General features: G+C 70.0%; 5 protein-coding genes. 4 read left to right on the forward strand and 1 reads right to left on the reverse strand.

Annotated features, from left to right (window positions below; all coding sequences use genetic code 11):
* From ACRDUX_RS07130 to ACRDUX_RS07145, 4 genes are all read left to right on the forward strand, one after another.
* On the forward strand, positions 1 to 721 hold a 721-nt coding region (locus ACRDUX_RS07130), incomplete at its 5' end, for a maleate cis-trans isomerase family protein (protein WP_526412368.1).
* A complete protein-coding gene (locus tag ACRDUX_RS07135; RefSeq protein WP_526412370.1) occupies positions 718 to 1,884 on the forward strand; it encodes a M24 family metallopeptidase in 1,167 nt (388 codons plus the stop codon). The genes ACRDUX_RS07130 and ACRDUX_RS07135, both read left to right, overlap by 4 nt.
* Positions 1,885 to 1,887: 3 nt before the next feature.
* Complete coding sequence (locus ACRDUX_RS07140; protein WP_526412372.1) at positions 1,888 to 3,090, forward strand: aminotransferase-like domain-containing protein; 1,203 nt, start codon at positions 1,888 to 1,890, stop codon at positions 3,088 to 3,090.
* Positions 3,091 to 3,095: 5 nt separating this feature from the next.
* A complete protein-coding gene (locus ACRDUX_RS07145) occupies positions 3,096 to 4,274 on the forward strand; it encodes a M20 family metallopeptidase (protein ID WP_526412374.1) in 1,179 nt (392 codons plus the stop codon).
* 1 nt (position 4,275) lies between these two features.
* On the opposite strand, the gene ACRDUX_RS07150 is transcribed toward ACRDUX_RS07145, so the two are convergent.
* Positions 4,276 to 7,143: an FAD-binding and (Fe-S)-binding domain-containing protein gene (locus ACRDUX_RS07150; RefSeq protein WP_526412375.1), complete on the reverse strand. Its 2,868-nt coding sequence runs from the start codon at positions 7,141 to 7,143 to the stop codon at positions 4,276 to 4,278.
* Between the last annotated feature and the right edge of the window lie 56 nt (positions 7,144 to 7,199).

Consider the following 7,199-nt stretch of genomic DNA (forward strand, 5'->3'; position numbering starts at 1 on the left):
GGATGCGTCCACTCCGGTGCAACAGACCGGGATCGGTGTCGTGGTGCCCTACGACTTCGCCCTCGATCGAGAGCTGTGGCGCTGGGTGCCCGACGACGTCAGCCTGCACCTGACCCGGACACCTCACGCCGCGTTGGCCGCGACCATGGCGATGGCCGTCTACGTCTCCGACCCGGCGCTGATTGCTCGCGGTGTCACCGACTTGTATGCCGTCGCCCCTTCGGTCACGGCGTACGCGTGCACGTCGGGCAGCTTCGTCGGGGGCGTGGCGGGGGAGGCGGCGCTGGTGAGCGCGATGACGGCGGCGGGCGCCGCGGCCGCCCTGACCACCAGCGGCGCCCTGCTGACCGCGCTCAAGCATCTCGACATCAGCCGGATCGCCACGGTCACGCCCTACACGGACGATCTCACCGCCGGGTTGACCAGCTACCTCGGCGAGGCTGGTGTCGAGGTGGTCGCGAACGCAGGGCTCGGGCTGACGGCGCAGATCTGGACGGTGCCCTACGAGGTCACCGCGGAACTCGTCCGCAGCACCGACACGTCCGACGCCGCAGCCGTTTTCGTGAGCTGCACCAACCTGCCGACGTACGACGTGATCGCCTCGCTGGAGGCGGAGCTCGGCAAGCCCGTGCTGACCGCCAACCAGGTGACGATCTGGTCGGCACTCACCCTCATCGGCCGCAAGGCCGTCGGGCCCGGCCAACAGCTGCTGGAGCGATGACCGTCGACACCGCGGAGTACGCGGAGCGACTGCGGCGCGTCCGCGAGAGCATGCTGCAGCGGTCCCTCGGGGCACTGGTGGTGTGCGACCCGGCGAACATCTTCTACCTGACGGGGTACGACGCCTGGTCCTTCTACACGCCGCAATGCCTCATCGTCCCCGCAGGCGCCGAACCCCACCTGTTCGCGCGGGCGATGGACGCGGCGGGTGCCGCCTTCACCTGCAACCTCCCGGCGGAGCGCATCCACGGCTACCCCGAGGAGCTGGTGCACCGGCCGCACGGGCACCCATTCGACTGGATCGCGGCCGCCGCCCGCGAGCTGGTGCCGGCCGGTGAACTGGTCGGCGTCGAAGGCGATGCGCACTTCTTCTCACCGCGCGCCTACCTCGCTCTCGACAGCGGACTACCGGCGAACCGGCTGGTCGACTCGGAAGAGCTGGTGAACTGGGTCCGGGTGGTCAAGTCCCCCTACGAGGTTGGCCAACTGCGGATCGCAGGCACGATTGCCGAACAGGCGATGCGGACCGCCTGCGACGGGCTGCGGCCCGGCCGCCGGCAGTGCGATCTGGTCGCCGAGATCATGGCCGCGCAAGCGACCGGCACGCCAGAACACGGCGGCGACTACCCGGCCATCGTGCCGATGCTGCCGACCGGCGATGCCGCTGGGACACCGCACCTGACCTGGACCGACCGACCCTTCCGTACCGGCGAGGCCACCACGATCGAGCTGGCCGGGGCGTTCGGCCGCTACCACGCGCCGCTGGCCCGCACCGTGATGCTCGGTGAGCCCCCGCAACGGCTCGGCGAGACCGCGAAGGTCATCGAAGAGGCCATGCACGCGACGCTGGACGCGATCCGCCCCGGCGTGACCGGCGCTGCGGTGCACCGGGCATTCGACCGGGTGATCCGGCCACACGGATTGCGCAAGGACTCTCGGATCGGATATTCGATCGGCATCGGCTATCCCCCCGACTGGGGTGAGCGGACCGTGAGCCTGCGCGACGGGGAGACGACCGAGTTGGCCGCGGGCATGGCGCTGCACGTCATCCTCGGAATCTGGATGGAGGGCTGGGGTTACGAACTGTCCGAGCCGGTCGTCGTCGCCCCCACCGGAGTGGAACGCCTGACCGACCTACCGCACGAACTCACGATCAGGAGGTAACCCGTGACGTCCCAAACGCTTCCGTACGCCGCACGCGCCGCAGGGCTCGTCGGGTCGGTGATCGACTCGAGCACGTCGTTGTTGCACAAGCAGACGCACGACGTGGTCCGGTTCGCGATGGGCAGTCCCGCCGCCGAGGCGGTGCCGTCGGAGATCCTGGCCCGGATCGCGGCGGTCGAACTGGGTCGGCCCGACGCCTACGACTACGCCGCCACCGAAGGTGACCCGCCCTTGCACGCGGCCCTGCTGGAAATGCTGCGCGGTACCAGTGACGAGACCACCGCGGACCGGTTGACGATCACCGCGGGTGGCATGCAGGGCCTCGATCTGTTCTGCAAGATCTTCGTGGACCCTGGCGACCTCGTCGTGGTCGAGTCCCCGACCTACACGAACGGCAGCGCGACCGCACTCTCGTACGGCGCCACCCTGCTGGAGGTTCCTGTCGACGATGACGGCATGGACGTCGACGCGCTTGAGGAATTGGTCGCAGCGGCGGGCCGCACCCCCAAGGCCATCTACACGATCCCGACCTTCCAGAACCCTTCCGGTGTAACGCTTTCGCTGGCACGCAGACACCGGCTGCTGGAACTGGCCCGCTCGTGGGGGTCGATGGTGATCGACGACGACCCGTACGGTCTGCTGCGCTTCGCGGGCGAGCCGCTGCCGACGCTGCGCGAGCTCGCCGCCGGTGACCCACTGGTGTTCTCCGTGCGAACGTTCTCGAAGATCGTGGCCCCCGGCCTGCGCGTCGGATGGGTCGACACCGTGCCGGAGGTGCAGCCGCTGCTGATCAACGCGAAGCAGGCGATGGACACGTGCACCAACCTCCCGGCTCAGCGCCTGCTTGCGGGATTCCTCACCGGTGGGCACCTCGATGACCATCTGGTGGTCCAACGCGCGGAGTACAAGCGGCGCAAGGAGGCCATGCACGCGGCGCTGCGCGAGAACTTCGGCGACATCGCGAAGTGGACCGATCCCGAGGGCGGCTTCTTCCTCTGGGTGACACTCGATGACGGCACCGATACGACCGAACTGTTCGACACCGCGCTCGCCGAAGGCGTCGCCTACATCCCCGGCGCGGCCTTCTCTCCAGCCGGCAGGTTCACCGACGCGCTGCGCCTGTGCTTCGCCTCCACGCCGCCGGACCGGATCCACGAGGGAGTCGCCCGGCTGCGGCGAGCGGTCGACGTGTTGGCGAAGGGCTGACCCGGATGGGCGTGTCCGCCGTGGAGCAGGCCGTACTGGACCGCATCGACGAAACCGGGCTCGTCGGGCTGACCACCGCGTTGCTGAGGGCGGTCGGGCAGAACCCGCCCGGCGACGAGGCGGCGACGGTGGACGTGCTGCGCTCGGCCGCCGTCGAGGCGGGCCTCGACGTGGATGAGACCCCGGTGGAGCAGGGCCGCAACAACTTACGCGTCACCCTGACCGGTGGCAGCGGGCCAGGCCTGATGCTGCTCGGTCACACCGACGTCGTCCCGGTCGGCGACGGCTGGACGACGGACCCGTTCGGGGGCGAGGTGCGCGACGGCCGCATCTACGGCCGCGGCGCCTCCGACATGAAGGGCGGCCTCGCCGCGGCTCTCATCGCCATGGCGGCGCTGCGGGGCGTCGGGCTGAGCGGACCCGTCGAGCTCGCCGCCCTGGTGGACGAGGAGGAGACCGGCAAGGGGATCCGCGCCTACGTCGAGGCCGTGCGGCGGCCCTTCCTTGGCTGTATCACCGCGGAGCCCACCGACCTGCAGACCATCATCGGCGCCCGCGGCGACTCCTACCTGCGGGTCGAAATTCATGGAAGTGCTTGTCACGCAGGCAATCCCGATGACGGCGCGAACGCCATCTACGGCGCGGCCGCGGTGGTCGCCGAGATCGAGCGCCTGCACGCCGAGCTGGGCCAACGGCCGCACCCGCTGCTGGGTCCCGCCACGTGGAGCGTCGGGCAGATCCTCGGCGGCACCGGCGGTGCCATCGTGCCCGCCGAATGCGTGATCGTCGCCGACCGTAGGCTGCTGCCCGGCGAGTCGACGGACACCGTGCTCGGCGATCTTCGCGAGCGGGTGGCGGGCCTGCGGCTGGCCGAGCGTGGCCTGACTGCCGACGTGTCGATGCCGATGGAGATGCCTGCCTTCCAGACCCCCGCCGACTCCGAGCTGGCCAGGACAACCGATGCCGCGCTGGCCGATTCGGGCGGTCCCGGCCTGCCGCTGGGCGGGTGGACCGCCGCGTGCGACGGGGGGTTCGTGGCCCGCGATCTCGGCGTGCCGGTAGTAGTGCTCGGCCCTGGGTCGGTCACCGCCCAGGCCCATCGCGCCGACGAATCGGTCGCGGTCTCGGAGCTGCTGGTCGCGGCCCGCACCTACGCACTGACCGCTCTTCGCCTGTTGGGCTGACTCAGCGTTCCCGCCGCAGAGCGTCGGCCAGCAGCTCGGCGAGGTGCACCGGTTGCCGAGAGGTCCCGTGCGTGATCTGAGTGCGGCAGCTGAAGCCGTCGGCGACGATCGCCGTCGTGGGTGCGGCCTTGCGCACGGCGGGCAGCAGGACACGTTCGCCGGCCGCCTTGGACACCTCGTAGTGGCCGCGTTCGAAGCCGAAATTGCCTGCCAGTCCACAACATCCGGAGTCGGGAACGGTCGCGTCGATGCCTGCGGCCGCCATCACCGAGCGGTCGGCGTCGAAGCCCATGACGGCGTGCTGGTGGCAGTGGGTCTGCACCAGCGCCTGTCCACCGACACTGGGCGGCTCCCAGCCGGACTGGTCAAGGAATTCGGCGAAGGTACGCGTCGCGGCCGCCGCCGACGCCGCGAGTGGGTTGTCCGGCAGCAGCGCAGGACCGTCGTGCCGCAGGGCCGCGGTGCAGCTGGGCTCCAGCCCCACGATCGGGGTGCCGTCGGCCAGGGCGGGAGCCAGGGTCGTCAGTGAGCGCCCGAGTACCTTCTTCGCCCGATTCAGCTGCCCGGTGGAGATCCAGGTCAGCCCGCAGCACACCGACCTCTCCGGCAGCACGACCTGATATCCGGCGGCTTCCAGCACCTCGACGGCGGCCTTGCCGACGTGGGGCGCAAGGTGATTGGTGAACGAGTCGGGCCACAACATGACCTTCCCCCGCACGCCTTCGGCGGTGTGGTCGCGCCCGGCGAACCACGAGGTGAAGGTCTGCTCGGCGAAGGCGGGGATCTCCCGCTCAGGCGCGATCCCGCCCAGTCGTTTCGTCAGCGGGAGGCGTGCCAGCCGATTGACCAGCCGCGGCGCCAGGGAGGCCAACCGCGACGACATGGGCAACCAGCCCATCGACCAGTGCGACAGCGGGCGGGCCCATGGCCTGCGGGCGTAGTGGTGATGGGTGAATTCGGCCTTGTACGTTGCCATGTCGACGTTCACCGGGCAGTCCGAAAGGCATCCCTTGCACGACAAGCACAGGTCCAGCGCGTCCCGTACTTCGGTCGAGCGCCAGCCGTCGGTGACCACGTCGCCCTGGAGCATCTCCCAGAGCAGGTGAGCCCGGCCCCTGGTCGAGTGCTGCTCCTCGCGCGTCACCTGATAGCTCGGGCACATCACCCCGCCGGACGTCTGCCTGCACTTGCCGATCCCGACGCACCGGCGTTGCGACTGCGAGAAGTCGTGGTTGTCGTCGGCGTAGGCGAACAGGGTCAGCGGCTTGCGGTCCTTGGCCGGGCCGTCGTGCCGAATCGCGACGTCCACCGCAGGCGGCTCGACGATCACGCCGGGATTCATCACCAGGCGCGGATCCCAGATGTCCTTCATCTCCTTGAGCAGCGCCAGGCCGTCCGCGCCGTACATCCGGCCGAGCAGGGCGGAGCGCGCCCGCCCGTCGCCGTGCTCGCCGGAAACGGAGCCGCCGAGTGATACCACGAGATCGGTTGCGTGCTCGACGAATTCGCGGTAAGTCGCGATGCCGCTGCGGCTAAGGAGATCGAAGTCGATCCGCATGTGCATGCAGCCCTCGCCGAAGTGCCCGTAGGACGCGCCGGAGAGACCGTGCCTGCCGAGCAGGTCGTCGAGCCCGCGCAGGTAGTCGCCGAGGCGCTGCGGCGGAACCGCGGCGTCCTCCCACCCGCCCCAGGCCTCGGCGCCGTCGGCCCGGCGGGTGGCCAACCCGGCCGCGTCCGTCCGGCACCGCCACAACACCTTCTGCGCCCCTGGATCGGTGACGAGTGACGCGGTGGCGGGTGAGCCGGAGTCGCGCAGTTCCTCGAGCATCCCCTCGGCGGCCGCCACCGCCGAGGGGTGGTCCTCGCCGCCCATCTCGACCAGCAGCCACGCGCGTCCCGCGGGAAGTCCTGCCTCGGTCGCGGCGGCCCTGATCTCGGTTGGCAGCCGGTCGACCAGATCGACGTTGATCGACTCCATCGTCAGCGGGCCGTGCCGCAGTACCAGCGGGACACAGTCGGCAGAGGAGACCGAGTCGCCAAAGCCGAGCACGCACAACACCTTTGCCTTAGGCAGCTGGGCCAGCGAGACCGTCGCCTGCAGCGTCGTCGCGAAACCGCCCTCGCTACCGCACAACAGCCCTGCGACGTCGTAGGAGTTCTCCGGCAGGAGCCGGTGCAACGCGTACCCCGAGATCTGTCTGGTGAATTGCCCGAACCGGCGCCGGATCACCAACTCGTGGCGGTCGACGAAGCTCTGCAGCTGCCGGTGGAGCTCGCCCTCTCGGCCCGGCCTGCGGCCAAGCTTCTCGCGGTTGCCTGCGGCATCCACCGTGCAGCGCGTGCCATCGGCGAGCATCACGTCGAGAGACCGGACGTTGTCCGCGGTGGTGCCCCAGGCGACGGAGTGCGCACCGCACGCGTTGTTCGCGATCATCCCGCCGAGCGTCGCCCGACTGGCCGATGACGGGTCGGCCCCGAACGCCAGCCCGAGCGGCAATGCCGCGGCGAGCAGATCGGTGAGCACCACGCCGGGCTCGACGATGGCGGTCCTGGCTTCGCGATCGATCGCAAGGATCCGGTTGACGTGCCGCGACGCGTCGATGACCACGCCGCCGATCGCATTGCCTGCCATCGACGTGCCGCCACCGCGAAGGGTCACCGGCGCACCAGCTGCCGCGGTGAGCGCGACTGCCGTGGCGAGGTCTTCCCGATCGGCCGGGACGATGACCAGATCCGGCACGGCGCGGTAGTTCGACGCATCGGCCGCGTAGAGGGCCCGAGTCAGCGGATCGTCGCCGACCGACCCGCGGACCTCCGCCCGCAGCGACTTGGCGAGCCGGTGAACGTCGTACCGGGGGAGCGTTACCATTGTCAACAATCTACCGATCAGGGAGACAACATGGTGACAGTAGGCCTCCTCTACCC

This window comes from Mycobacterium sp., assembly GCF_050701675.1.
Taxonomy (GTDB): Bacteria; Actinomycetota; Actinomycetes; order Mycobacteriales; family Mycobacteriaceae; genus Mycobacterium.